21 protein-coding genes are annotated in these 26308 nt (G+C 60.1%); 9 read left to right on the top strand and 12 right to left on the bottom strand.

Annotation, left to right across the window (positions count from 1 at the left end):
• Positions 1-2 precede the first annotated feature (2 nt).
• Positions 3-935, bottom strand: a complete 933-nt coding sequence (locus BW686_RS06505; protein WP_084915531.1) for a DMT family transporter — start codon at positions 933-935, stop codon at positions 3-5.
• Positions 936-1009: 74 nt separating this feature from the next.
• Here BW686_RS06505 and BW686_RS06500 point away from each other — a divergent pair, with 74 nt between their 5' ends.
• Entirely contained in the window at positions 1010-1864 is an 855-nt protein-coding gene (locus BW686_RS06500; RefSeq protein ID WP_084915530.1) for a LysR family transcriptional regulator, read from the top strand.
• An 18-nt stretch (positions 1865-1882) separates the two neighbouring features.
• Here BW686_RS06500 and BW686_RS06495 read toward each other — a convergent pair whose 3' ends face one another.
• On the bottom strand, positions 1883-2899 hold the full coding sequence (locus BW686_RS06495) for a 1-aminocyclopropane-1-carboxylate deaminase (protein ID WP_084915529.1): 1017 nt from the start codon (positions 2897-2899) through the stop codon (positions 1883-1885).
• 180 nt (positions 2900-3079) lie between these two features.
• On the opposite strand from BW686_RS06495, the gene BW686_RS06490 reads away from it, so the two are divergent.
• Positions 3080-3586 carry an Lrp/AsnC family transcriptional regulator gene (locus tag BW686_RS06490; RefSeq protein ID WP_084915528.1) on the top strand — a complete coding sequence of 169 codons (507 nt, stop codon included), beginning with the start codon at positions 3080-3082 and terminating at the stop codon, positions 3584-3586.
• Positions 3587-3732: 146 nt separating this feature from the next.
• The gene (locus tag BW686_RS06485; RefSeq protein WP_084915527.1) at positions 3733-4641 is read left to right on the top strand and encodes a DUF808 domain-containing protein; all 909 of its coding nucleotides are present in this window, start codon (positions 3733-3735) and stop codon (positions 4639-4641) included.
• A gap of 78 nt (positions 4642-4719) precedes the next feature.
• Here BW686_RS06485 and BW686_RS06480 read toward each other — a convergent pair whose 3' ends face one another.
• The 6 genes from BW686_RS06480 to puuE all read right to left on the bottom strand — a co-directional run bounded on the left by BW686_RS06480 (position 4720) and on the right by puuE (position 10242).
• Positions 4720-5505 carry an outer membrane protein OmpK gene (locus tag BW686_RS06480; protein ID WP_084915526.1) on the bottom strand — a complete coding sequence of 262 codons (786 nt, stop codon included), beginning with the start codon at positions 5503-5505 and terminating at the stop codon, positions 4720-4722.
• A gap of 363 nt (positions 5506-5868) precedes the next feature.
• Positions 5869-7146, bottom strand: a complete 1278-nt coding sequence (locus tag BW686_RS06475; RefSeq protein WP_084915525.1) for a urate hydroxylase PuuD — start codon at positions 7144-7146, stop codon at positions 5869-5871.
• A 4-nt stretch (positions 7147-7150) separates the two neighbouring features.
• Entirely contained in the window at positions 7151-7663 is a 513-nt protein-coding gene (locus BW686_RS06470) for an ureidoglycolate lyase (protein ID WP_084915524.1), read from the bottom strand.
• A 103-nt stretch (positions 7664-7766) separates the two neighbouring features.
• Positions 7767-8762 (bottom strand): allantoicase, encoded by a 996-nt coding sequence (alc, locus tag BW686_RS06465; protein WP_084915523.1) that lies wholly within the window; start codon positions 8760-8762, stop codon positions 7767-7769.
• A 26-nt stretch (positions 8763-8788) separates the two neighbouring features.
• Positions 8789-9319, bottom strand: coding sequence for a 2-oxo-4-hydroxy-4-carboxy-5-ureidoimidazoline decarboxylase (gene uraD / locus BW686_RS06460; protein ID WP_084915522.1), 531 nt, complete (start codon positions 9317-9319; stop codon positions 8789-8791).
• Positions 9316-10242 carry an allantoinase PuuE gene (puuE, locus tag BW686_RS06455; protein WP_084915521.1) on the bottom strand — a complete coding sequence of 309 codons (927 nt, stop codon included), beginning with the start codon at positions 10240-10242 and terminating at the stop codon, positions 9316-9318. Before puuE ends, uraD begins: the two co-directional genes overlap by 4 nt.
• A gap of 369 nt (positions 10243-10611) precedes the next feature.
• On the opposite strand from puuE, the gene uraH reads away from it, so the two are divergent.
• Together uraH and BW686_RS06445 are read left to right on the top strand one after the other, a co-directional pair.
• Positions 10612-10965: a hydroxyisourate hydrolase gene (uraH, locus tag BW686_RS06450; RefSeq protein ID WP_084915520.1), complete on the top strand. Its 354-nt coding sequence runs from the start codon at positions 10612-10614 to the stop codon at positions 10963-10965.
• A 109-nt stretch (positions 10966-11074) separates the two neighbouring features.
• A complete protein-coding gene (locus BW686_RS06445) occupies positions 11075-11824 on the top strand; it encodes a GntR family transcriptional regulator (protein WP_084915519.1) in 750 nt (249 codons plus the stop codon).
• 165 nt (positions 11825-11989) lie between these two features.
• On the opposite strand, the gene guaD is transcribed toward BW686_RS06445, so the two are convergent.
• The 4 genes from guaD to xdhA are packed head-to-tail and all read right to left on the bottom strand — an operon-like array spanning position 11990 to position 18012.
• Positions 11990-13303, bottom strand: a complete 1314-nt coding sequence (gene guaD / locus BW686_RS06440) for a guanine deaminase (protein ID WP_179149189.1) — start codon at positions 13301-13303, stop codon at positions 11990-11992.
• Between the two features lie 17 nt (positions 13304-13320).
• Complete coding sequence (xdhC, locus tag BW686_RS06435; RefSeq protein WP_084915517.1) at positions 13321-14160, bottom strand: xanthine dehydrogenase accessory protein XdhC; 840 nt, start codon at positions 14158-14160, stop codon at positions 13321-13323.
• Positions 14157-16565 carry a xanthine dehydrogenase molybdopterin binding subunit gene (gene xdhB / locus BW686_RS06430; RefSeq protein ID WP_084915516.1) on the bottom strand — a complete coding sequence of 803 codons (2409 nt, stop codon included), beginning with the start codon at positions 16563-16565 and terminating at the stop codon, positions 14157-14159. Before xdhB ends, xdhC begins: the two co-directional genes overlap by 4 nt.
• Positions 16558-18012 carry a xanthine dehydrogenase small subunit gene (xdhA, locus tag BW686_RS06425; protein ID WP_084915515.1) on the bottom strand — a complete coding sequence of 485 codons (1455 nt, stop codon included), beginning with the start codon at positions 18010-18012 and terminating at the stop codon, positions 16558-16560. Before xdhA ends, xdhB begins: the two co-directional genes overlap by 8 nt.
• Before the next feature lie 277 nt (positions 18013-18289).
• Between xdhA and BW686_RS06420 the strand changes: the two genes are divergently transcribed.
• The 4 genes from BW686_RS06420 to ligA all read left to right on the top strand — a co-directional run bounded on the left by BW686_RS06420 (position 18290) and on the right by ligA (position 26046).
• Complete coding sequence (locus BW686_RS06420) at positions 18290-18949, top strand: GntR family transcriptional regulator (protein WP_084915514.1); 660 nt, start codon at positions 18290-18292, stop codon at positions 18947-18949.
• Between the two features lie 4 nt (positions 18950-18953).
• A complete protein-coding gene (gene smc, locus BW686_RS06415; protein WP_084915513.1) occupies positions 18954-22442 on the top strand; it encodes a chromosome segregation protein SMC in 3489 nt (1162 codons plus the stop codon).
• 250 nt (positions 22443-22692) lie between these two features.
• Complete coding sequence (zipA, locus tag BW686_RS06410; RefSeq protein WP_084915512.1) at positions 22693-23553, top strand: cell division protein ZipA; 861 nt, start codon at positions 22693-22695, stop codon at positions 23551-23553.
• Between the two features lie 129 nt (positions 23554-23682).
• Positions 23683-26046, top strand: coding sequence for an NAD-dependent DNA ligase LigA (ligA, locus tag BW686_RS06405; protein WP_084915511.1), 2364 nt, complete (start codon positions 23683-23685; stop codon positions 26044-26046).
• Positions 26047-26308 lie beyond the last annotated feature (262 nt).

Below are 26308 nucleotides of genomic sequence, written 5' to 3'. Positions count from 1 at the left end.
GGTCACGAGGCGCCTTGCCGAGCCTCCGCCCGCACAACCATCCACACCCCGACGCCCGACACTGCCATCCCGAACGCGATCTGCCAGGACAGCGGCTCGTCAAACATCGCCCAGGCCCAGAGCATCGTCACCGGCGGGCTCAGGTACAAGACGCTGGCAACCCGGGTGGCCGTCGCACGACGCAGGCAGACCCAATAAAGCCCGTAACCGCCCAGAGTCGCCAACCCCACTGTCCAGATCACGCTCAGCGCAAATCCTGTGCTGGGGATCGGGGCCAGGCTGCCTTGTGTGCCCTGAATGATGGCGAACGCGACGCTCGAGACGCAACATTGCAGCCACAGGTTGGGGAGCAGCTTCATGGGTTCCAGCATGGTGGAGTGCTTCTGCCACAGCGTGGCGATGGCCAGTGAAAACATCCCCAGCAGTGGCAGGCCATACGCCCACAACGGCGCATCGCCCCACGCCAGTGCGCTGTAGGTCACCAGCACCACGCCAATCAGGCCGACCACCAGCCCCGCCCAGATTTGCCAGATCAGCCGTTGGCCGAGTACGACAGCTGCCAACAAAGCCATGCCCATCGGCAGCAGATCGGCGAAAAGCGCAGCGAGCCCGGCCGGCACGCCCAGCGCAATACCCTGCGTGACGCCCGCCACATAGCCCGTCATCGCCAGCAGGCCGATGCCGGCGTTCTTCAACAGCAGCACGGGTGGGACCGACCTCAAGGGCTTGGTCACAAACGGCAGCAGAATCAGCGTGACCACCACACAACGCCAGAACACCACCAGCAGCGGCGGCGCGTAATCAAGAGAAAAGCGCGCGCCTATAAAACCGGAACTCCAGGTCAGCACGAGTGCTGCCTCAAGCAGCAGCAAAGGAATGGCCTGATGCCAAGCAGGCCGCGAAACGCTCGGGGAGATCGACAGGTATTGATTCATCGACACAGGCTACGAGAAGGGCGTAGTCTAATAAATCAAAATTAAGTGCATCAGTCGTTCGGGAAAAATGAATCATGACGGCCATTCTCGATATCGAGCTGGTCCGCACCTTTCATGCCGTGGTGCGGACAGGCAAGTTTTCTGCGGCAGCCGAGCAATTGCACAAAAGCCCGGCAGCGGTGAGTGTGCATATCCAGCGGCTTGAGGCAGTGGCAGGCGGGCGTTTGCTTGACCGGGACAATCAGGCAGTGTCCCTGACGGCGCTGGGCAAGCGTGTGCTCGTGTCGACGACAGAATTGTTGTCCACCCATGACCGGGTGCTGGCGGACCTGCACGGCACTCACCTGGCGGGGCGCATCACGCTGGGCGTACCTGACGAGTACGCCGTTCACGTCATCCGCGACATCCTGCCTGTGTTCGCGGCGGCCTGGCCCAATGTGGTGCTGGAGTTGAAAACCGCGCCCAGTTACACCTTGCGTGAGCAGGTGCAGCGCGGAAAATTGCAGGCAGCGGTCATCGCACAGCCCAAGGGGCAGTTGAATACGGACACTGTGTTTCTGGTCTCGACCAAACCCGTTTGGGTCGGGCCGGCCACGATGACACGGGCCTCCACAGAGCCGTTGCCGCTTGCTGTGCATGCGGCGCAGTGCCCCTATCGTGAGGCGATGATGGCGTCCCTCAAAAACGATGGCCGCAAAACCCGTGTGGTACTGGAAAGCCCGTCCAGTCAGGCGATCAAGGCCTGTGTGGAAGCAGGCCTGGCGATCAGCCTTATTGATCGGAGCGGTGTGACCGACGCCATGCAGATCCTCAACGACCTCCCTGAGATCGCCGAGCACGAAATCGTGTTCCTGCGAGCGCCCGCGTCACAGCCTGACGAGGCGGTGAGTCTGCTGGCGCAGGCGATGCAGAAGTATTTTCGGGTTTAGAGCGCGTTTAATTACCGCTCAGCCATCCTTGAACAGGAAGCTGTACGCATTCAGCGCCGGTACGCCGCCGAGGTGGGCATAGAGCACTTTCGAGCCTTCGGGAAATTCGCCGTTGCGAACCATGTCGATCATCCCGTGCATGGATTTGCCTTCGTAGACCGGATCGGTCAGCACGCCTTCGAGGCGGGCGCAGAGGCGGATTGCCTCCAGCGTACCGTCGTTGGGCAGGCCGTATTCGGGGTAGGCGTAGCGGGTGTCGAGCACCACGTCTTCGGCCGTGATCTCACGGCCCAGGTCGACCAGTTTTGCGGTGTTTCGGGCAATGCGCAGCACTTGCTCGCGGGTTTTGTCCGGCTTGGCTGACGCATCGATACCGATCACCCGTTGCGCACGGCCATCGGCAGCGAAGCCCACCAGCATACCGGCGTGGGTACTGCCGGTGACCGAGCAGACCACGATGTAGTCGAATTTGAAGCCCAGCTCTTCTTCCTGCTGACGCACCTCATCGGCAAAGCGCACAAAACCCAGACCGCCGTAGGGGTGTTCAGAGCAACCGGCTGGAATCGGGAACGGCTTACCGCCGCTTTCAACCACATCGGCCATCGCCTTTTCCCAGCTCGGGCGGATACCGATATCGAAGCCCGCCGAGTCCAGGCGCACATCGGCCCCCATGATGCGCGACATTTCGATATTGCCGACCCGGTCATACAGCGCATCGGAATAGTTGACCCAGTTTTCCTGCACCAGCACGCACTTCATGCCCAGGTGCGCCGCGACGGCTGCCACCTGACGGGTCTGATTGGACTGAATGCCGCCAATCGACACCAGCGTGTCGTAACCGCCCTCAATGGCCTCAGGAACCAGATACTCCAGTTTGCGGGTTTTGTTGCCGCCGAACGCCAGGCCGCTGTTGCAGTCCTCGCGTTTGGCATACAGCTCGACTTTACCGCCCAGATGCTCGCTCAAGCGTTTCAAAGGGGTAATGGGCGAAGGGCCAAAGGTCAGAGGGTAGCGCTTGAACTTGCTGAGGTTCATATCGGGTCTCCGTTGAAAGGTTGATCCAGGCAATGGATGGTTTGACGCTTGGACGGGTGCCTGAGATGCCTCCTATCATAGGAAATAGCGCGATAATCGTGGTTGCAAAGAATTGTCTATTGACGAAATCAGCGTTAGTGTCCGGGTATCAAGACAGACTTTTATGTTGTGAAATCGATAATGAAAGCAATAAATGAACGCAGTAAAAAGCCAGGTGCCGATGCAGCGCCGCCACTGGACAGGATCGACCGCGCCATCCTGAAGACGTTGCAGCGCGACGCTTCGATTTCCAATGTGGCACTGGCCGAGAAGGTCAAGCTGAGCCCGCCTGCCTGCCTGAGGCGTGTCGAGCGGCTGAAAGAGGCGGGTGTCATCAAAGGTGTTGTGGCGCTGCTTAATGGCGATGTACTGGACGCCGGCATGGTGGTGTTGATCGGCGTGGTCCTGGACCGCTCGACGCCAGACTCGTTTGCGCAATTCGAAGCGGCGGCGCAGAACGTGTCCGGCTGCATGGAGTTTCATGTGGTCACCGGCGAGTTTGACTACTTCATGCTGCTGCGCACCAAAGACAGTCAGAGTTTCAACCGTCTGCATGCCGAACAGTTGCTGTATTTGCCCGGTGTCAGGCAGATCCGTTCGTTCATGGGCTTGCGTCAGGTGTTGTCGACCACTCACTTGCCGATCTGATCGTTGCTCAACGTGCCTGTATTGCCGTGTGCGTCGTCAAACGTTCGCGCCTGACGAAGGTCAGAGGTGTGGGCTGCAACAGGATTGACCCCGGCGTGTGGTGCTATAAGCGCTGTTTCTTTTTTTCTTGCTCAAGGATTTTCATTTTGGCTGCTGGAAGCTTGCTTACTCTGCTTGACGATATTGCCACGCTGCTGGATGACGTGGCGCTGGCCACCAAGAAAACCGCAGGTGTTCTGGGCGATGATCTGGCGCTCAATGCCCAGCAAGTCACAGGCGTGACGGCAGATCGCGAACTGCCGGTGGTCTGGGCCGTTGCCAAGGGGTCATTGCTCAACAAGGCGATTCTCGTTCCTGCCGCATTGCTGATCAGCGCGTTCGCGCCGTGGGCGATTCTGCCGCTGCTGATGATTGGCGGTGCATTTCTGTGTTTTGAAGGTTTCGAAAAAATCGCCCATAAGTGGCTGCATCCCGAAACCGGTGAGGAACACGATCAACGCAAACAGGCGGCTACGGACGCTTCAGTGGACATGGTCGCGTTCGAGAAAGACCGCATCAAGGGCGCGATCCGCACCGACTTCATTCTCTCGGCGGAAATCATCGTTCTGGCATTGGGCGTCGTTTCGGCCCGGCCGTTCATGGACCAGGTCGGCGTACTGGTCATCGTGGCCGTGTTGATCACCGTCGGGGTCTACGGGCTGGTGGCCGGTATCGTCAAACTGGATGACCTGGGCCTTTACCTGAAAAAGACCGCAAGCTCGTTTGCGCAAAAGCTCGGCGGCGCGTTGCTGTGGCTGGCACCGGTGTTGATGAAGGTGCTATCGATCGTGGGCACTGCGGCCATGTTCATGGTCGGCGGCGGCATTCTGGTTCACGGCCTGCCGTTCGCTCATCACTGGGTCGAAGGCGTGACTGAAGCGGCGCAGGGTGCTTTGGGCGGTCTGTCGATGGTCGTCCCGACCCTGATCGACGCCATCGCGGGCATCGTTGCCGGCGCGGTGCTGGTGCTGATCGTGACGCTGGTGGGCAAAGTCTGGAACGCGGCGAGGGAGTGATTGCGGCGGGGCGTTTAGAAATGATTCCCGCGCGGAGCGCGGGAACGAGCGTCATCACCGCCAAACATCATGACGCGTTTAGAAGAACACTTTCACCAGCAAGCTCGCGGTGTTCTGGTCGGTGTCGAACGATCGCGTGTCCTTGATGCCGTACTTGTTGGTCCAGTAGTCGTATTCGATACCGACATACAGCTGCCGCTCGGGGTAATTCAGCGCCTTGCCCAGGTCGTATTTGATCTGCGGGTTGAAGTGCAGGTTGGAGTGGTAAGTGCCACGCGAGGTCTTGTCGTTGTCCACGACCCAATCCATGAAGCCGTCGATCAAAACATCCGATTTGCCGACAGGAACGGTGTAGGACCAGACCGGTGTGATCTGCCATACGCCATCACCCGGACGATTGCCTTCGGTCTGACGCTGGTAGAAGTTCAACTGAAAGTAATCGAAGCCCGGGATCTTCAAGTCGAACGCCGGACCGATCAGGTACGACTCGTTATCGCCTTCACCAAACTCGTAAGTTGCCGCGATCAACACATCGCTGATCGGGCCGAACTCGAACTTCTGGCCAAAGACCTTGCCCAGCGACAAGCGCGGCGAGAACTCGCCGTAGTAGGTGTTATCGCCAGCGTTTGCGTCTTTCTTGCCGTTGTAGAAGATCTTGTCGACGAAGAAAAAGTTGTCACCGTATTTCCAGCTGTCCGCATGCTCAAAGGTGAACGTTTGCTGATTTTCCGGGTTGACCGCAAAGTCTCGTCCATTGAGGTAGGTCAGGCTATTACTCTGCCACTGGAAGATATCCCCTGCCATGGCGGGTGCGGTGGACAGCAGACTGCTGGCCAGTAACACACTGGAAAACGTACGGTTCATGTGGTGAGCCCCTTGAATAGATCGTGATGTTCAGACTGGCGTTCTATGAGTGACGCCTTGTCTGGGGTTGCAATAATTTGTCTGTCTGGTCAGCTTTGAGTTGTTAGCAAGAGCTGCGCCAATCCGTGAAAAAAGTTTAAGTAATAGTGAAACCGGCACCGATGTGTCGGTTTGGCGCCATTTTTCGAGTCAATAAGGTGCTGAACGGGCAGCGAGCCGGTCGGCTGTCCAGCCAGATTCAGTGATCAGGAAAATGGCAGTGCGGGTTGCCAGCGGCGGCGGAGGATACTGAGTCGCATCGCCGCGCTCAAGTGCTCCAGAGCAGGGCGTCTGGAGCGAAAACAGGGCAGGTGCCCGGTCGTGTCAGTTGATGCGTGCGCCCTGATCGACCCAGGCGCCCACCAGCTCGCGTTCCTGCTGAGTCATCTGGGTGATGTTGCCCAGCGGCATGATCGGTGCGGTAACCGCCTGCGCCTTGATGCGCGGTGCCTGTTGCCGGATCTGTTCGGGCGTATCGAACATCACGCCGGCCGGGGCGACGCTGAACAGCTGGCTGGTGGGTGTGGCCGAATGGCAGACCGTGCAGCGCTGCTGAATGACGTCATACACAGTGTTGAAGTTCGTCCCGGCGACGTTGGCAGGTTCTGCCTGAGCCGGCGAAGTGACCGGTGCCGGCGGCTGCTCATCGGCCCGGTGGCCCCCGACCGCCGTGCCCGGCAGCGGCTGATAGACGACTTTCGCAGGCGGTTGCGCGGGGCCGGTGACATAAGCCAGGCACAGCATGCCCAAGGCCGCGACTGGCAGTGTCCAGGCGAATCGATGGCTGTCATGTCGTGTATTGAAATAATGACGCACCAACACCGCCAGCAGCGCGATGCCGGCCAGGATCAGCCAGTTGTAGGGGCTGCCGTAGGTGCTCGGAAAGTGGTTGCTGATCATGATGAACAGCACGGGCAGGGTGAAGTAATTGTTGTGCCTGGAGCGCAGCAGGCCTTTGGCGGGCAGGCTCGGGTCCGGCGTACGGTTCTCCGCAATCGCCGCCACCAAGGCGCGTTGTGCCGGCATGATGATGCGGAACACATTGCCGACCATGATGGTGCCCATGATCGCGCCCACGTGCAGGTACGCACCACGACCGCTGAATATTTTGCTGAACCCGTAGGCCGCAGCGACCAGCAGCAGGAACAGGACAACGCCCAGCAGCGCAGGGCGTTTGCCCAGTGGCGAGTCACATAAAAAACTGTAGATGAACCAGCCGACGAACAATGAGCCGAGGCCGATATGCACGCCCTCGGCACCGCTCAGGCTGCTGCCCGGTGCCAACAGGTACAGCGTCGGGTTGGCGTAGAACACCACGCACAGCAAGGCGACCCCGGACAGCCAGGTCGAATAGGCTTCCCATTTGAACCAGTGCAGGTTTTCCGGCATGGTCGGTGGCGCGAGCTTGTATTTTTCCAGATGGTAAATGCCGCCACCGTGGATCGCCCAGAGATCGCCCGACAGCCCGTCGCGCGGATTGCTGCGGTTCAGGTTGTTTTCCAGCCAGACGAAGTAGAACGAAGCGCCGATCCAGGCGACGCCCACAATCATGTGAATCCAGCGCACGCCGAGATTCAGCCATTCCATCAGATGTGCAAGCACGATTTTACCCTTCCAGTGGGTGGGGATCGAGAACCAGTAACTGATCCTCTGCAAAATAATGTTCGTCGCAGTTGTTGCCGGAGCCACTGCGATCAACCACCAGGAAGTCATCCTGCTTTTCGATGGTCAGCACCGGATGGTGCCAGACGCCGCGATGGTAATTGACGCCTTGCCTGCCATTGGAGACGAAAGCGCGGGTCAGTTCCGGTTCGGGCGCGTTGCCGATGGGCGCGACCACGATCAGAAAGCGGTTGCCGAGCAGCGGGATGAACGCCTGACTGCCCAGCGGATGGCGCTCCAGCATGCCGATGGTCAATGGCATGTCCAGCGCTTCGGCGCGGAAAATACTGATGATCGCCTTGTCTTCCGGTTGCGCGGTCTGCACGTCGGCCAAACGATGAAAACGCATGGTCGAGCCGTTGTTGATCATGAAGTGATCGCTGCCATCGGTTTCGATGACATCACCGAATGGCGCGAACGCTTCTTTGGTCAGTGGCTCGATTGTCAGTGTGCGCATGCGGGTTCTTCTTTAATGGTTTCGAGGTTGGTCATTTGCACATTCGCATGCATGACTCTCGTGCCAAGGCGGAGCGTGGGAACGAGAATCAGCTTACGTCTCCTTACCTGGACACCTTGCCCAGCACCCGCAACCGGCTCACACCGCCGTCCGGAAACACATTCAGGCGGATGTGGGTGATCGGCCCGATGGCGTTGATCTGTTCGGCAAACTCGTGCTCGGCGTGCATGGTGAGTTTCTGGCTTGGCAGCAGTTCGCGCCAGAACAGGCTCTGGGTTTCGATCTGGCTGTCAGTGCCGCCTTTGACGAATGCGCCCTGAATCGAACAGCTGTCCGGGTAATTGCCCTTGAAGTGCAGGGTGTCGACGATGACCTTCTCGACCTCGCCCTTATGCCCCAACGCCACAATCACCCAGTCGTTGCCGGGGGTACGACGGCGCGCGGTTTCCCAGCCATCGCCCATGTTCACGCCACGACCGGGGTTGAGGATGTTGCTCATGCTGCCGTAATGCTCGTCCGAACAGGCAATCGAACGGCCGCCATTGAGCGCGGCCACCAGATCGATCTGCTCGCTTTCGCTGACCTTCGACCAGTCGCGGTGCGGCACTCCGTACACCCGCAAACGGGCTACACCGCCGTCCGGGTAGATATTGAAGCGCAAATGGCTGAACGCCTGGTCGTGATGGATCTCGTGATAATGATGGCTGTTGCCTTTCAGTTCCACCGATGACAGCACTTCGGTCCATGCCGTGTTCTCGTCCGGCTCGCCAGACGCCAGAAAGCACGCTTCCAGCGAAGCGGAAGGCGGGAAGTTGCCGGTGAAGAACGAGGTGTCGATGTCCACGCCCTTGATCGTGCCTGCCACGCCGAGGCGGATTACCGCGCTGTCATAACCCTCGAAACGCTTTCGGCGCGACTCCCAGCCGTCCATCCATTTACCGTTGTCATCGAACACGCCTTCTTTCCAGACCGCTGGGGTGGGCTGGAACAGTCGGTTGGCATCGGCGAACCAGTCATCGGTGACCGACAGGATCTTTGTGCCCAGACGCGCGTCGGCCAGGTTCACGAACTTCTCGAACGGTGCGGCGTAAACTTTCATGCTTTTTGTCTGCCTTCTGAATACGGTTATGACTGCGACGCTTGAAGCGCCTGTAGACGAAACAGTGCGATCTTGTTGATCTCGGCCAGGGCGCAAGCGAACTCGGCCTCTGGCGAGTGATGGATGCGTTGCTCGAACGCCGCCAGAATGTTGTGCCTGTCGCTGCCCTTGACCGCCATGATGAACGGAAAGCCGAAACGGGCCTTGTAAGCCTCGTTCAGTTCGGTGAAGCGCTGGAACTCTTCAGGCGTGCAGAGGTGAATGCCGGCACCCGCCTGTTCATCGGTGCTGGCCTGCGTCAGCTCGCCCTTCACGGCAGCTTTGCCTGCCAGGTCCGGGTGAGCATTGATCAGCGCCAGTTGTTGCTCGTGAGTGGCCGCGAGCAGGATATCGCTCATGCGCGCATGCAGGGTGTCGAGCTGATCCAGCTCACTGCCTGCCCCTTGGTCAAACGCTTGTCGCGCGATCCAGGGCGAGTGCTCGTAGATGTCGGCGAACGTTGCGATGAATGCGTCGCGGCTCAGGGTCGAGGGCTTCAGGTTCTTGAACTCGCTCATCGCGCCGCCTGGGTAAAAGGGTGTTCATTGTGCCAATGGCGTGCGATATCGACGCGTCGAGTGAACCACACCTGCTCATGGCTTTTGGCGTATTCGATGAACCGCTTGAGCGCGGCCAGCCGGGCAGGGCGGCCAATCAGTCGGCAGTGAAGACCAATCGACAGCATCTTTGGCGCGTCTTCACCTTCGGCATACAGCACGTCAAACGCGTCTTTCAGGTACTGGAAAAACTGCTCGCCGTTGTTGAAGCCTTGTACCTGGGTAAAGCGCATGTCATTGGTGTCCAGCGTGTACGGGATCACCAGATGAGCTTTTCCGGTCGGGTTGTTTGGCTCCCAGTACGGCAAGTCGTCGTCGTAGGTGTCGCAATCATAGAGAAAGCCGCCTTCCTCCATCACCAGTCGCCGCGTGTTGGGGCCGGTGCGCCCGGTGTACCAGCCCAGCGGTCGTTCGCCGCTGATCTCGGTCAGTATCTGAATCGCCTGGCGCATGTGTTCACGCTCTTCGGCTTCGTCCATATTCTGATAATCGATCCAGCGATAGCCGTGGCTGCAGATTTCGTGACCGTCGGCGACCATCGCGCGGATCACGTCCGGGTGACGTTGCGCAGCCATGGCGACGGCAAAGACGGTCAGGGGAATGTCGAACTGCTTGAACAGTTTGAGGATGCGCCACACGCCGGCCCGGCTGCCGTATTCGTAAAGCGATTCCATGCTCATGTTGCGCTGGCCCTGCAACGGTTGTGCAGCGACCATTTCCGACAGAAAAGCTTCAGACTCCTTGTCGCCATGCAGAATGTTGCGCTCGCCGCCTTCCTCGTAATTCAGCACGAATGACAAGGCAATGCGTGCATTGCCCGGCCAGCGTGGGTGAGGCGGGTTATTGCCGTAACCGATCAGGTCGCGTGGGTATTCAGCGCTCACTGCAAGCTTCCTTATGTGCGTGATTTCAGGTGCAATGCCAGAAGCAGGCAAGGCAGTGCAAAGTAAAGATTGTATACAATTTGCTTTGCGGGTTGTAACCCTGAACTTTTCTTCATCGGGAGGGCGTCGTTCATGAAAAGCAAAGCAAGAAACCTGCCTGACTGGTCAGTTAAAGCTCAAAAAGCTGATGATTTTCCTTGGCTTCGATGAAAGCGTCTTTTTCTGGCGGCCGGATGCCGCATTTGCAGTGCGACGGCTATTTTACTTTGTACAGGTTTTTTCAAAACTGTCTTAATCGGTCGCAATGGCACGATGCGAAGCACTTCATTGGTGCGCTTTTCACACTCACTGGATGCAAGGGGCGAGGCTTTGGGGAAATTGACCACACACGTACTGGATGCCGCTCATGGCTGCCCGGGCAGTTCCATTCGCATCGACCTGTATCGGGTGGAAGATCAGCAGATGTTGCACATCGTCAGCGTGGTCACCAACAGCGATGGGCGTTGCGACGCACCGTTACTGCAGGGCGATGACTACCGGTCTGGCGTGTATCAGCTGCATTTTCAGGCCGGCGATTATTACCGTGCGCGAGGCGTGGCGCTGAACGAACCTGCGTTTCTGGACGAAGTGGTGCTGCGCTTCGGCATTGACGCAGGTCAGGAACACTTTCACGTTCCGCTGCTAATCTCGCCTTACAGCTACTCGACTTACAGAGGCAGCTGATTCTCTTGCCCGCCTCACACTGCGGGCTTTTTTTCGGGCGCGTTTCAAGGTTTGCCCTGTGTACAATGCGCCAGTCCCCACGCCGTTACCCCTCCGCGTACGAGTATTCATGAACGATCAGTCCCTGCCCCTCAAGAAACAGCCGCGCCACCTCGGCAGCGGTCGCAGTGTGACCCAGGACGATGTCGTGTATGAGCATATTTTCGATGCGATTCTGGAGCAGCGCCTGGCGCCGGGCACGCGGCTGAGTGAAGAGGCACTGGGTGATATTTTCGGTGTGAGCCGCACCATCATTCGCCGTGCGCTGTCACGGCTGGGTCACGAAGGTGTCGTGCTGCTGCGTCCCAACCGGGGTGCGGTGGTTGCCAGCCCCAGTGTCGATGAGGCGCGCCAGGTGTTCTTCGCCCGGCGCATGGTCGAGCAGGCCATCACCGAACTGGCCGTCGAACATGCCACCGCCGAGCAACTGGCCGAGCTGCGCCAGATGGTCAGCGACGAGCGCGACAGCTTCGCTCGTGGTGACCGGGGCGCGGGCATTCGCCTGTCCGGGGAATTTCATCTGCAACTGGCAGTGGCCGCGAAAAACACCCCGCTGATCAGTTTTCAGCGCAGCCTGGTGTCACAGACTTCATTGATCATTGCCCAGTACGAAACCGGCAACCGCACCCACTGTTCGTACGACGAACACACCCGACTGATCGACGCCATCGAAGCGCGCGACGCGTCGCGTGCAGTCGAACTGATGATGCATCACATGGACCACATCGACAGCAAACTCAACCTCGACGAAGACAGCGCCTCGGATGATTTGCATGCCGTGTTCTCGCACGTGCTGAGCAAGAAAAAGCCGGTGCGCTGAGGCTGTTTATCCAGACACCTCTCGTTCGTTCCGCGCCGACTATCGTGCGACGCTCCGCGTCGTCATGCCGTTCCGGACGCTCCGCGTCCCCTTGCGACGCAGAGCGTCGAGAACTGCATTCCCACGCTGGAGCGTGAGGAACGAGAGTTGTCCAAGAGAACAGGTTCAGCCCCGCTCATGCACCAACCGGCCACCCGACCAGGTCTGTTTCACGGTCCGGTCATCGCCAATCGTCATCAGCACAAACAGAATCTCTTCGATGCCTTTCGCCTGTTTCAGTCGATACGACAGCAACGGCGTGGCGTTGTAGTCGAGCACCAGGAAGTCGGCCTCGTTGCCGGGCTTGAGGCTGCCGACTTTGTCTTCCAGCCGCAGTGCCCGTGCGCCGCCCAGGGTTGCCAGGTACAGCGACTTGAACGGGCTCAACCGGGCGCCCTGCATCTGCATGACTTTGTAGGCTTCGTTGAGGGTCTGCAAAATCGAAAAGCTGGTGCCGCCGCCCACGTCAGTCCCCAGGCCGACATTGATCTTGTGCTTCTCGGCCATCGGCAGGTTGAACAGGCCGCTGCCCAGAAACAGGTTGGAGGTCGGACAAAAGGCGATGGCCGAGCCGGCCTGCGCCAGTCGCGCGCATTGGTCGTCGCACAGGTGTACACCGTGGGCGAAGACCGAGCGTTCGCTCAGCAGGTTGAAGTGATCGTAGACATCCAGGTAGTGCTTGCGCTCCGGGAACAGCGCCTTGACCCACTCGATCTCCTGAAGGTTTTCGCTGATGTGGGTCTGCATGTACAGGCCAGGATATTCGGTCAGTAACTGGCCAGCCAGACTCAACTGTTCCGGGCTGCTGGTGGGCGCGAAGCGGGGCGTGACGGCGTAGCTCAGGCGGCCTTTGCCATGCCAGCGTTCGATCAGTGCCTTGCTGTCGGCGTAGCCGGACTCCGGTGTGTCGACCAGATAATCCGGGGCGTTGCGGTCCATCATCACCTTGCCGGCGATCATGCGCAGGTCCAGCGACTGCGCGGCACTGAAAAACGCTTCTACCGATGCCTTGTGAACGCTGCCGAACACCAGTGCAGTCGTAGTCCCGTTGCGCAGCAGTTCCTTGATGAAGAGGTCTGCGACCTGCGCGGAATGCGCGGGGTCGGCGAACTGGCTTTCGCAGGGGAAGGTGTAGGTGTTGAGCCAGTCCAGCAGTTGTTCGCCATAAGCGCCGATCATGCCGGTTTGCGGAAGGTGGATGTGGGTGTCAATGAAGCCCGGTGTGAGCAGGGCGTCCTTGTACTCGACCAGTTCGACATCAGCGTCGAGGCCTTCGAGAAGGTCGGCAGCGTGACCCACCGAAACGATCTTGCCGTCCTCGACCAGCAGCAGGCCGTCGGCGAAATATTCATAAGCCGCCTCAACGGCCACTTCGGCCGGGTCGGCGAGGCTGTGTACGATGGCAGCGCGGTAGGCTTTACGGCGGGAAACTGAACTCATGGCACTCTCGTTGTGACTCATTGCGACTGACTGCGGCGTGATGCCGGCAGCAGTCTGGCGATAGGTTTCGCGTTGGCACGCTGTTGGCCAAAGCTGACATTGTAAGTTGCGATGACTTCGGCTGCGATGGACACCGCGATTTCGACGGGCAGTTTGCCTTTGACCTCGGCCAGGCCCATCGGACAGCGCATGCGTTGCAGCAGGCTGGCCTCGACACCGCGCTCGCGCAGCCGATGCTCGAACTTGACGCGTTTGGTATTCGAGCCGATCAGCCCGAAGTAGCCGAAGTCCCCACGCCTCAGAATGGCGGCGGTCAGCTCCAGGTCCAGTTGATGGTTGTGAGTCATCACGATGCAGTAACTGCCAACAGGCAACTGCGCGACTTCATCGACCGGCTCGTCGTTGACGATTTTCAGCACGCCGTCGGGCATCGCCTCGGGAAATTCGTGTTCCCGGCTGTCGATCCAGCGCACCCGGCAGGGCAGGCTGGCCAGCAATGGCACCAGCGCGCGGCCGACATGACCGGCGCCGAACACCGCGATCTGTGCGACCGGTTCGCCCATCGGTTCGAACAGCAGCACATTCACGCCGCCGCAGCACTGGCCAAGGCTCGCGCCCAGACTGAAGCGTTCCAGTCGGGTCTGTCGTGTGCCGCTGGCCAGCATCTCCCGGGCGATTTCCATCGCTTTGTATTCCAGATGCCCGCCGCCGATGGTGTCGTAAATGCGCTCGGCGCAGACCACCATTTTCGAGCCGGCATTGCGCGGCGTCGAGCCGAGTTCCTCGATGATCGTGACCAGAATGCCAGGCTCGCTGCGGGCCTGAAGCTCGGCAAGGGCGCTGATCCAGTTAGTCATTTTTGCTCCCTGTCGAGGTCATGAACTGACGCTTTCGCGAGCAAGTGAAGCACAGGGTTCTGGCGCATCTGTTCACAGCCCCACAGGACTTTTTCCGGCGTCGCCGGGGCGCTGATGTCCGGTTGATGACGATAGTCGCCGAGGCTCGCCACGGCATCCTTGATGGCGCACCACGCCGCGATGCCGAGCATGAACGGCGGTTCGCCCACGGCCTTGGAATGGAACACCGTGTCTTCCGGGTTCTTGCGGTTTTCCACCAGCGTAACGCGCAGATCCAGCGGCATGTCGGCGACCGCCGGGATCTTGTATGACGCCGGGCCACTGGTCATCAGTTTGCCTTTGTCGTTCCACACCAGCTCTTCGGTGGTCAGCCAGCCAGCGCCCTGAATGTAGCCGCCCTCGACCTGCCCGATGTCGATGGCCGGGTTCAGCGAAGCGCCGACGTCGTGCAGGATGTCGGTGCGCAAGGTCTTGTACTCGCCGGTCAGCGTATCGACGATCACTTCGACGCAGGCCGCACCAAACGCGTAGTAATAGAACGGCCGGCCACGCGCCTGGCTGCGGTCATAAAAAATCTTCGGCGTTTTGTAATAACCGGTGCTGGACAGCGACACCTGACCCATCCACGCCCGTTGAGCCAGTTCGGCAAACGGCAGCACGATGTCGCCGATCCGCACGTGGCCGTTACGAAATTCAACCTCTGTGTCTGCCACCTCGTAATGCCGCGCTGCGAATTCGATCAAGCGCTGCTTGAGGATTTCAGCCGCATTCTGCGCTGCCTTGCCATTCAGATCGGTGCCGCTGGACGCCGCCGTCGGCGAGGTGTTCGGCACCTTGTCGGTATTGGTGGCGGTGATCTGGATACGGTCGATATCAACCTGAAACACTTCGGCCACCACTTGCGCGACCTTGGTGTTCAAGCCCTGGCCCATTTCGGTGCCACCGTGGTTCAGGTGAATGCTGCCGTCGGTGTAGATATGGATCAGTGCGCCGGCCTGATTGAGAAAGCTGGCGGTGAACGAAATTCCGAACTTGACCGGCGTCAGCGCCAGGCCTTTTTTCAGGACCGGACTGCCGGCATTGAACGCGCGGATGGCCTCGCGGCGCTCCGCGTATTGGCTGCTGTGTTCCAGATCCGCCGTCATTTCCTCAAGCAGGTTGTGTTCGACGGTCTGGTAATAGTGAGTGACGTTGCGCTCGGTCTTGCCGTAATAATTGGCCTTGCGCACCGCCAGCGGGTCTTTGCCGAGAAAGCGGGCGATGCAGTCCATGACTTCTTCGATGGCAACCATGCCTTGCGGGCCACCGAAACCCCGGTACGCGGTATTGGAGGCCGTGTGGGTCTTGCAGCGATGGCCGTTGACCGTGGCGTCGCCCAGGTAATAAGCGTTGTCGGCATGGAACATCGCGCGGTCGACAATCGAGGCCGACAGGTCCGGCGAATAACCGCAGTTGCCAGCCAGATCCAGTGCGATGCCCTGCAAGCGGCCATTGTCATCAAAGCCCACGTCGTACTCGATGTAGAACGGGTGGCGCTTGCCGGTCATCTGCATGTCTTCGAAACGCTGCAGACGCATCTTGGTCGGCTGGCCGGTCAGGCGGGCGATCACCGCGCACAGGCACGCGGGGCTGGCCGCCTGGGTTTCCTTGCCGCCGAAACCGCCGCCCATGCGCCGCATATCGACCACAATGCGGTTCATCGGCACGCCCAGCACTTCGGCCACCAGCTTCTGGATTTCCGTAGGGTTCTGGGTCGAGCAGTAGACGATCATGCCGCCGTCTTCGGTCGGCATGACCGAGGAAATCTGGGTTTCCAGATAGAAATGTTCCTGGCCGCCGATGTGCAGGCTGCCCTGCAAACGGTGGGTGGCGCCTGCCAGGGCCGTCGCCGAGTCGCCGCGTTTATGGGTATGGCTGTCGAGCACGAAATGCTTCTGGCGCAGGGCCTGAACCACGTCCAGCACCGGCTCCAGGTCTTCGTATTCGATGATCGCCGCCATCGCGGCTCGCCGCGCGACGTCCAGATCGCGCGCGGCAACCGCAAGCACTGGCTGGCCGACGAACTCAACTTTATCAATGGCCAGCAACGGGTCGCCCGGCAGCAGCGGCCCGATATCTTTCAGGCCGGGAATGTCCTGATGAGTGATCGCAATTCGCACGCCTTCAAAGGCATGGCAGGGTGAGGTGTCGATGCTGATGATTCGCGCATGGGCGCGGTCCGACAGTCGCGCATACACGTGCAACTGATTGGGAAACTCCAGGCGGTCATCGATGTAAACGGCTTCACCGGATACATGCTTGTCAGCACTGTCATGCTTGACGCTGCGGCCGACGCCGGTGCTCAGGTCCTGCTTGAACAGGGCCAGCATCTCGGCTTGTGTGGTATGCGGAGCGTGGTCAGACATAGTCGGTCACCCGCGTCGGAATGTTCGGGGTCTGTAGCTCGATGAAGTATTTGCGCAGCAAATTTCGTGCGCTCAACAGGCGGTATTCCTTGCTGGCACGAAAATCCGACAGCGGGCTGAAATCTTCCCCCAGCGCAGCGCAGGCGTGTTCGACCGTTTCACTGCACCACGGCTTGCCGAGCAGGGCCTGTTCGCAGGCCGCGGCGCGTTTCGGGATGGCCGCCATGCCACCGAACGCAATGCGTGCTTCGCGAATCACAGCGTTTTCGATCGTCAGACGAAACGCTGCGCACACTGCGGAGATGTCGTCGTCCAGCCGCTTGGAAACTTTGTAGGCACGAAACATCTGCCGGGGCCTGGCGGTCGGCACGATGATTTTTTCGATGAATTCGCTTTCCTGACGGGCCGTGACCTTGTAGTCGATGAAGTAATCTTCTAGAGCCAACGTGCGCCGGGTGGTGCCTTTGCACAGCACGATCTGCGCACCGAGTGCGATCAGCAGGGGCGGGGAGTCACCGATTGGCGAGGCGTTGCCGATGTTGCCGCCCAGCGTACCCTGATTGCGGATCTGCAACGAGGCGAAGCGCTGCAATAACTCGCCGAAATCCGGGTATTCAGCCTTGAGCGCAGCGTAGCAATCGGTCAGCGGTGTCGCAGCGCCGATCTCCAGGCGGTCTTCGAAGCGTTCCACACGCTTCATCTCGGCGATGTGCCCCACGTAGATCAGGGTCGGCAGCGGCGTGTGAAACTGAGTGACTTCCAGCGCCAGATCGGTGCCGCCCGCCAACAGGCGTGCCTCGGGGTTGGCGTGGTACAGGTCGGCAAGATCGGCCACGGTCAGCGGGACCAGGCAACGTTTGTCGCCATCATTCAGTTCGCCCGTACGGTCGGGCGTGATCGCGCGCAGGCGCTCGATGGTCTGGGCCTGGCGTTGATCGAACTGGTCGGGCAATTGCTCGCCGCAGGCCTGTTCGGCAGCGGCAAGAATCGGACGGTAGCCTGTGCAGCGGCAAAGATTGCCAGCCAGGGCTTCATGAGCCTGATGGGGGTCGGCGTGCTGACTGTTTTTTTGCAATGCGAACAGCGACATCACAAACCCAGGGGTGCAGAAGCCGCATTGCGAGCCATGACACTCCACCATCGCCTTTTGTACGCTGTGCAGCTGGCCCTGATGCTTGAGGTCTTCTACGCTTAGCAGTTGCTTGCCATGCAGGGAGGCCACAAAGGTCAGGCATGAATTGACGCTGCGATAACGCAACTGTTGCTGACCGTCCGCGTCGCTTTGCAGCTCGCCGACGACCACCGTGCAGGCGCCACAGTCACCGCTGGCGCAACCTTCCTTGGTACCGGGCTTGTGTGCCTGCTCACGCAGGTAAGTCAGCACGGTCATGTTCGGATTCAGGGTGCGCTCGGTTTTAAGCTCTTGGTTCAAAAGGAACTGAATCACGGCGCAAAGCCCTCGTATTTATTGTCATCAGACATGTCGATGAATCTATCAGCTCTGCCAATGGGGTCAATTTGTTTCTGACTCTCAAGTCAGGAATGGGGTTTTTAATCGATTTGCCGGATCACTGATCCACAGGTTCTTGAACGTTCGTCGATAGAATGTTCAAGGTTTTTGCGTATTTCGTGCCAGTTTCCGCAGCTATGGCCCTGCGCCATCCACGCAGGTTGCGATACACTCCGCCGCTTGCACGCAGAACTGGTTTTTTTGAAGGATAGTCATGACGTTCAAGGCACCGGACAGCCTCGCTGAGCAAATTGCTCATCATCTTGCCGAGCGGATCATTCGCGGTGAGCTCAAGCCTGGAGAGCGAATCCAGGAACAGAAAGTCACGCAGGCGTTGAACGTCAGCCGTGGCTCTGTGCGCGAAGCATTACTGATTCTGGAACGCCGCCATCTGGTGGTGATCCTGCCGCGCCGGGGTGCGCAGGTGACGGTACTCAATGCGCACAATGTCACCAGCCTGTGCAGCCTGATGAGCGAGCTGTACATTCTGCTGGCCAATGCGGTGGTCGATCACTGGAAAGTCGAGGAGGACCTGGCCCCGTTCATGGTGATAAAGCAGCGTCTGCGGGCCAGTTTCGAGCAGCAGGACGCCAAGACGTTTGTTGAAGAGAGCTTCAATGTCATGCGCGCCGCCTACCTGTTTGCCAACAACCCCTACCTTCAGGAAACCGTCGAGAACCTGCAGCCCTCCATGAGCCGCAGTTACTTTCTGGCACTTGAACAGCGCAAGGCCGAGATGAGCGATTACCTGGCACTGTTCGCGGATCTGTTCACTGCCGTGATCGCGCGTGACAAGGCGCATATCCGCGTGGTGCTGACCAACTATTGCCAGCGCAGCTGTCAGCTCGTGCTGTCTGCCCTGGCAGCGGACTGATCCCGTGCGCCTGAAGTGCATCAAGCTGGCGGGGTTCAAGTCCTTCGTAGACCCCACCACGGTGAACTTCCCCAGTAACATGGCGGCCGTTGTCGGTCCCAACGGTTGCGGCAAATCCAACATCATTGACGCCGTGCGCTGGGTCATGGGCGAAAGTTCGGCCAAGAACCTGCGTGGCGAGTCGATGACCGACGTCATCTTCAACGGCTCGACCAGTCGCAAGCCGGTCAGCCAGGCGAGCATCGAACTGGTGTTCGACAACTCCGACGGCACACTGGTCGGCGAGTACGCGGCTTACGCGGAAATCTCCATTCGCCGCAAGGTGACGCGCGACAGTCAGAACAGCTATTACCTCAACGGCACCAAATGCCGTCGACGGGACATCACCGACATCTTTCTCGGCACCGGGCTGGGGCCGCGCAGCTACTCGATCATCGAGCAGGGCATGATCTCCAAGCTGATCGAGGCCAAGCCCGAAGACCTGCGCAACTTTATCGAAGAAGCCGCCGGGATCTCCAAGTACAAGGAGCGACGCCGGGAGACCGAAAACCGCATTCGTCGTACCCACGAGAACCTGGCGCGGCTGACTGACCTTCGTGAAGAGCTTGAACGTCAGTTGGAGCGCCTGCACCGTCAGGCGCAAGCCGCCGAGAAGTATCAGGAATACAAAGCCGAAGAGCGGCAGTTGAAAGCTCAGCTCTCGGCGTTGCGCTGGCAGGCATTGAACGAACAGGTCGGTCAGCGCGAGGCGGTGATCGGCAATCAGGAAGTCGGCTTTGAGGCGCTGGTGGCTGATCAGCGCAGTGCTGATGCGAGCATCGAACGTTTGCGCGACGGGCACCATGAACTGTCCGAGCGCTTCAACCTGGTGCAAGGACGCTTTTATTCGGTCGGCGGCGACATTGCCCGTGTCGAGCAGAGCATTCAGCATGGCCAGCAGCGGCTGCGGCAGTTGCAGGACGACCTGCGCGAGGCCGAGCGTGCGCGTCAGGAAACCGAATCTCACCTGGGGCACGACACCACGTTGCTCGCGACCCTCGGCGAAGAGCTGGAAATGCTCGAACCCGAGCAGGAAATGACCAGCGCTGCCGCCGAGGAATCCGCTATCGCGCTGGAAGACGCCGAAGCCGCCATGCAGGGCTGGCAGGAGCAGTGGGACGTTTTCAACCAGCAATCCGCCGAGCCTCAGCGCCAGGCGCAGGTTCAGCAATCGCGCATTCAGCAACTCGAGCAAAGCATCGAGCGGCTGGCCGAGCGTCAGCGGCGTCTGGCCGAAGAGCGCCAGTTGCTGACGGCCGATCCGGAAGATGCCGCGATTCTCCAGTTGAGCGAAGACCTGGCGACCCGCGACCTGACGCTCGAAGAGCTGCACAGCGGCGAAGAGCAGGCGGTCGAGCGTCTGGAGCAACTGCGCGAGGCGCTGCAGCACGCCAGCCAGGCGCAACAGCAGGCGCAGGGCGAATTGCAACGGCTCAATGGCCGACTCGCCTCGCTGGAAGCCTTGCAGCAGGCTGCACTTGATCCTGACACCGGCACCGCCGAATGGCTGCGTGATCAGCAACTGGCCGAGCGCCCGCGTCTGGCCGAGGGGCTGAGCGTCGAGGCAGGCTGGGAGCTGGCCGTAGAAACCGTGCTTGGCGCCGACTTGCAAGCCGTGCTGGTCGATGACTTCGACGGTCTTGACCTTGCCCGTTTTGAACAAGGGGATCTGCGCCTGTTGAGCGCCAGCGCCGACACGGTGCGCGTGCCGGGCAGTTTGCTGGAAAAGGTCGACAGTGCGGTCGATCTGTCGGCCTGGCTCGGGCCGGTGATTCCGGTCGAGAGCCTGGACGAAGCATTGGCGCGGCGGTCGCAGTTGAGCGCCGGGCAAAGCCTGATCAGCCGCGACGGTTATTGGGTGGGTCGGCATTTTCTGCGCGTCCGGCGTGCCAGCGAAGCACAAAGCGGCGTGCTGGCACGGGGTCAGGAATTGCAGCGGCTGGGGCTGGAGCGTGATGAACGCGAAGCGACGCTGGCGACGCTTGAAGAGCAGTTGCTGACCCTGCGCGAGCAGCAGTCGCAACAGGAAGAAGCCCGCGAGCAATTGCGCCGCCGTGTGCAGGACGAAACCCGTCAGCAAAGCGAACTCAAGGCGCAGCTCTTGGCAGCCAGGGTAAAAGTCGAACAGTTGACCTTGCGCCGTTCGCGCCTGGATGAAGAGCTGGCTGAACTCGCCGAGCAGCGCGCCTTGGAGCATGAGCACCTTGGCGAATCACGCCTGCAGTTGCAGGACGCGCTGGACGCGATGGCGCAGGACACCGAGCAACGCGAGGTGCTTCAGGCGCAACGCGATTCGTTGCGCGAGCGTCTGGACCGGATACGTCAGGACGCGCGCCAGCACAAGGATCACAGCCATCAACTGGCGGTGCGCCTGGGGTCGATCAAGGCGCAATACGATTCGACGCGTCAGGCGCTGGAGCGCCTGCGCATGCAGTCCGAAAGGCTCACAGAAAAGCGCGAGCAGCTCAGCCTCAATCTGGAGGAGGGCGAGGCACCGCTTGAAGAGCTGCGCCTCAAGCTCGAGGAGCTGCTGGAGCGGCGCATGGTGGTCGATGACGAAATGCGCATCGCCAAGAACGCACTGGAAGACGCCGACCGCGAACTGCGCGAGGCGGAGAAGCGCCGCACCCAGGCCGAGCAGCAGTCGCAGTTGCTGCGCGGCCAGCTTGAGCAGCAACGTCTGGAGTGGCAGTCGCTGACCGTACGCCGCAAGGCGTTGCAGGATCAGTTGCATGAAGACGGCTACGATTTGCACGGCGTGCTGGCGACCCTGACACCCGACGCCAGCGAGCAGGCCGCCGAGCAGCAACTGGAAAGCATCGCCGGTCGTATTCAGCGTCTGGGCGCGATCAACCTCGCGGCCATCGACGAGTACCAGCAGCAATCCGAGCGCAAGCGTTATCTGGACGCGCAGGATGCCGACCTGGTCGAAGCCCTCGACACGCTGGAAAACGTCATTCGCAAGATCGACAAGGAGACCCGCAACCGCTTCAAGGATACCTTCGATCAGATAAATAGCGGAATTCAGGCACTTTTCCCGAAAGTTTTCGGTGGAGGCTCCGCTTATTTGGAACTGACGGGCGAAGATTTACTCGATACTGGGGTAACAATCATGGCGCGTCCTCCCGGCAAGAAGAACAGCACGATCCATTTGCTGTCGGGCGGGGAGAAAGCCTTGACGGCACTGGCCCTGGTTTTTGCCATTTTCAAGCTCAATCCTGCGCCGTTCTGCATGCTGGACGAGGTTGATGCGCCGCTGGATGACGCCAACGTCGGCCGGTACGCGCGGTTGGTGAAAGAAATGTCACAAACGGTGCAGTTCATTTACATCACCCACAACAAGATCGCCATGGAAATGGCCGATCAACTGATGGGGGTGACGATGCATGAACCCGGTTGTTCGCGGCTTGTAGCGGTGGACGTCGAAGAGGCGATGGCGCTGGTCGACGCTTGACCAAGGCGCGCAACGGCAGGGGAAACCCGGTTAAAAAGCCGGAAAATGCAGCGGTTGTGCGGTAGATGGCACTTTGTGCAGCAAAGAGACGTAACGGACGGTGTAAAGTTACCTTTGGTCGTGCTAGTTTAGTGACCACTTTTTTATTTCGGCGTGGGCAAAATGCCAGTCAGAACATGGACTTGGCACCACGTATTAAAGGGGTTTAGGCCCTTATTTTCAGATTTCTTCATTAGAGGCACTGGATTACATGGAAATCGGTCTGCGCGAGTGGCTGATCGTCATCGGCATAATAGTCATTGCCGGTATTCTTTTTGATGGCTGGCGCCGTATGCGCGGCAGCAAGGGCAAATTGAAATTCAGGCTGGATCGAAGCTTCTCCAATCTACCGGATGAAGAAGAGCCCACGTCGGCTGAAGTGTTGGGGCCTCCCCGTGTCCTGGACACCCACAAGGAACCGCAACTGGACGAGCATGACCTGCCGTCGATGAGCGCCAGCCCGCGTGACAACAAGCGCGCCGAAAAACGCAGCGGCGAGAAAAAGCGCAAGGACGAGCCACAGCAGGGCGACCTGAATCTGGACCTGGACAGTCCCGGCCTGTTTTCGGCACGCGACGACGATTTCCCGGATGACAAGCCGGCCCAGCGCATTACGGAAGACAAGGACCTGCCACCGGTTGAAGAAGTACTGGTGATCAGCGTGATCTCGCGCAGCGAAGGCGGCTTCAAAGGCCCGGCGTTGCTGCAGAACATTCTGGAAAGCGGCCTGCGCTTCGGCGAGATGGACATTTTTCATCGCCACGAAAGCATGGCCGGCAACGGTGAAGTGCTGTTCTCGATGGCCAACGCGGTCAAGCCCGGCGTGTTCGATCTGGACGATATCGACCATTTCAGCACCCGTGCGGTGAGCTTCTTCCTTGGCCTGCCAGGCCCGCGTCACCCGAAGCAGGCTTTCGATGTGATGGTTGCCGCAGCCCGCAAGCTGGCCCACGAACTGGATGGTGAATTGAAGGATGATCAGCGCAGCGTCATGACTGCGCAGACCATCGAGCATTACCGCCAGCGCATCGTTGAGTTCGAGCGCCGTGCGCTGACTCAGCGTCGCGGCTAAGCGTCATTGCTCCGGTCCCGGATCAAGAGCGCGCTTCGGTACGCCTTGACCCGGGACGGGGTTGAAACAGAACAGAACCAACAGATGAGCAGCCTCGGCTGCTTTTTTGCTTTTTGAGAGAACACCCGTATGAAGGCCGTCGAAACCCGCATCCTCGAATTGCGTGCAGAGCTGGATCAGCACAACTACCTCTATCACGTTCTGGATGAGCCCAGCATCCCGGATGCCGAGTACGACCGCCTGTTTCATGAACTCAAGGCCCTTGAGGCGGAAAACCCGCATCTGGTCACGCCGGATTCGCCGACCCAGCGAGTCGGCAGTGCCGCCTTGTCGGCGTTCACTCAGGTACGTCACGAAATGCCGATGCTCAGCCTGGGCAACGCTTTCGAAGAAAACGACCTGCGCGAATTCGACCGCCGCGTCAGCGAGGGGCTGGACTTGCCTGCCGGCGATCTGTTCGGCGCGGGCGGCAAGGTTCAGTACAGCTGCGAGCCTAAACTCGACGGTCTGGCGGTCAGCCTGCTGTATCGCGACGGTGCGCTGGTGCGCGGCGCGACACGCGGCGACGGCACCACCGGTGAAGACATCAGCGTAAACGTGCGCACGGTGCGCAACATCCCGCTCAAGCTGCAAGGCAAGGGCTGGCCGGAGGTGCTGGAAGTACGTGGCGAAGTGTTCATGTCCAAGGCCGGTTTCGAACGGCTCAACGCCAGCCAGCTTGAGGTCGGTGGCAAGACCTTCGCCAACCCGCGCAACGCGGCGGCGGGCAGCCTGCGGCAGCTGGACTCGAAGATCACCGCCAACCGCCCGCTGGAATTCTGTTGCTATGGCCTCGGCCAGACGTCAGCAGACATCGCCGACACCCACATCGGTGTGCTGAACGCACTCAAGCAATGGGGCATGCCGGTCAGTCGCGAGCTGAAACTGGCAGACGGTGTCGAAGAGTGCCTGACCTATTACCGTGACATCGGCGAGCGACGCTTGTCGCTGAGCTACGAGATCGATGGCGTGGTGTTCAAGGTCAATGACCTGGCTGCCCAGCGCGAACTGGGCTTTCGGGCTCGTGAGCCACGTTGGGCAATTGCTCATAAATTTCCGGCCATGGAAGAGCTGACCGAACTGCTGGATGTCGAGTTTCAAGTGGGCCGCACCGGCGCGGTGACGCCTGTCGCACGCCTTAAGCCGGTCAAGGTGGCCGGCGTCATGGTCGCCAATGCCACGCTGCACAACATGGATGAGGTCGCGCGGTTGGGGTTGATGATCGGCGACACGGTGGTCATCCGCCGTGCCGGTGACGTGATTCCACAGGTGGTGCAGGTCGTGGTCGAGCGTCGCCCCGAGAGCGCGAAGCCGGTCGAAGTCCCGCAGACCTGCCCGGTGTGCGGCTCGCAGGTCGAGCGCACCCAACTGGTCAAGCGCAGCAAGGGCAAGGAAACCATCAGCGAAGGCGCGGTGTACCGCTGCGTCGGGCGTCTGGCCTGTGGCGCGCAACTGAAGCAGGCGATCATTCACTACGTGTCGCGTCGTGCGATGGACATCGAAGGTCTGGGCGACAAGACCATCGAGCAACTGGTCGATGAAAAACTCATCGGCTCGCCTGCCGACCTGTACAAGCTGAAATACGAACAGATCATTGACCTGGAAGGCTTCGCCGACATCTCCAGCAATAAGCTGCTCAAAGCGATTGCCGACAGCCGGCAGCCGACCCTGTCGCGTTTTATCTATGCGTTGGGTATCCCTGATGTCGGCGAAGAGACCGCCAAGGTACTGGCGCGCTCGCTGGCGTCGCTGGACCGCGTCAAGCAGGCGCTGCCTGAAGTCCTGACGTACCTGCCGGACGTCGGTCTGGAGGTCGCTCACGAGATTCACAGCTTTTTCGAGGACGAGCACAACCGCAAGGTCATCGACGCGCTGTTGGGCGAGTGCGGTCTGCAACTTCAGGATCAGGGCGAGCTGGGGGCCGAGTTTGCGGCCAGCACCACGCTGGACGGGCTGATCGACAAGCTGCACATTCCTTCGGTAGGCCCGGGCGCTGCGCTGAAGCTGGCGGACCGGTTCGGCACGCTGGAAGCGATCATCAGCGCTGACTGGCTCGACATGCGTCAGGCGCTGCCGGAGAAACAGGCCAAGTCGGTCCGCGACTTCTTTGACGTCAGCGCAAACGCCGAGCGCGCCCGCGCCATCGAAGCCCAGCTCAAGGACTTCGGCATGCACTGGCGCAGTGAGAAGAAGACCGTCGAAGGCTTGCCGCTGGCCGGACAGACCTGGGTGCTGACAGGCTCGCTGGAGCGCATGAGCCGCGACATCGCCAAGGAAAAGCTCGAAAGCCTGGGCGCCAAGGTCTCCGGCTCGGTGTCGGCCAAGACCCACACCGTGGTCGCAGGCCCTGGCGCGGGCTCGAAACTGACCAAGGCCAATGAGTTGGGCCTGACCGTACTGGACGAAGACACGCTGCTCAAGCGTCTGACCGAGCTGGGTGTGGCTGTCGATTGAGAAAGGCCGGAGATTTGCGGTGCCGCACATTCAGAGGTCAGACGCAGAGCGTCCGGAAAGGCATGCCCACGCGGAGCATGGGCACGAGAGTTCTTTCGGGCGTCCCTCGTTCCTCACGCTCTAGCGTGGGAATGCCTTTCGTGACGCGCTGCGTCACCCATCTGCGGCGCGTCTGACGGTGTTCTTTCGTCCTCACGCTCCAGCGTGGGAATGCCCTTCGTGACGCTCTGCGCCACCCATCTGCGGCGCGTCTGGCGGTGTT

Source organism: Pseudomonas syringae (assembly GCF_002157375.1).
Classification (GTDB): domain Bacteria; phylum Pseudomonadota; class Gammaproteobacteria; order Pseudomonadales; family Pseudomonadaceae; genus Aquipseudomonas; species Aquipseudomonas syringae_T.
The sequence above is the reverse complement of the archived record's forward strand: the minus strand, read 5'-3'. Positions and strand labels throughout refer to the sequence as shown.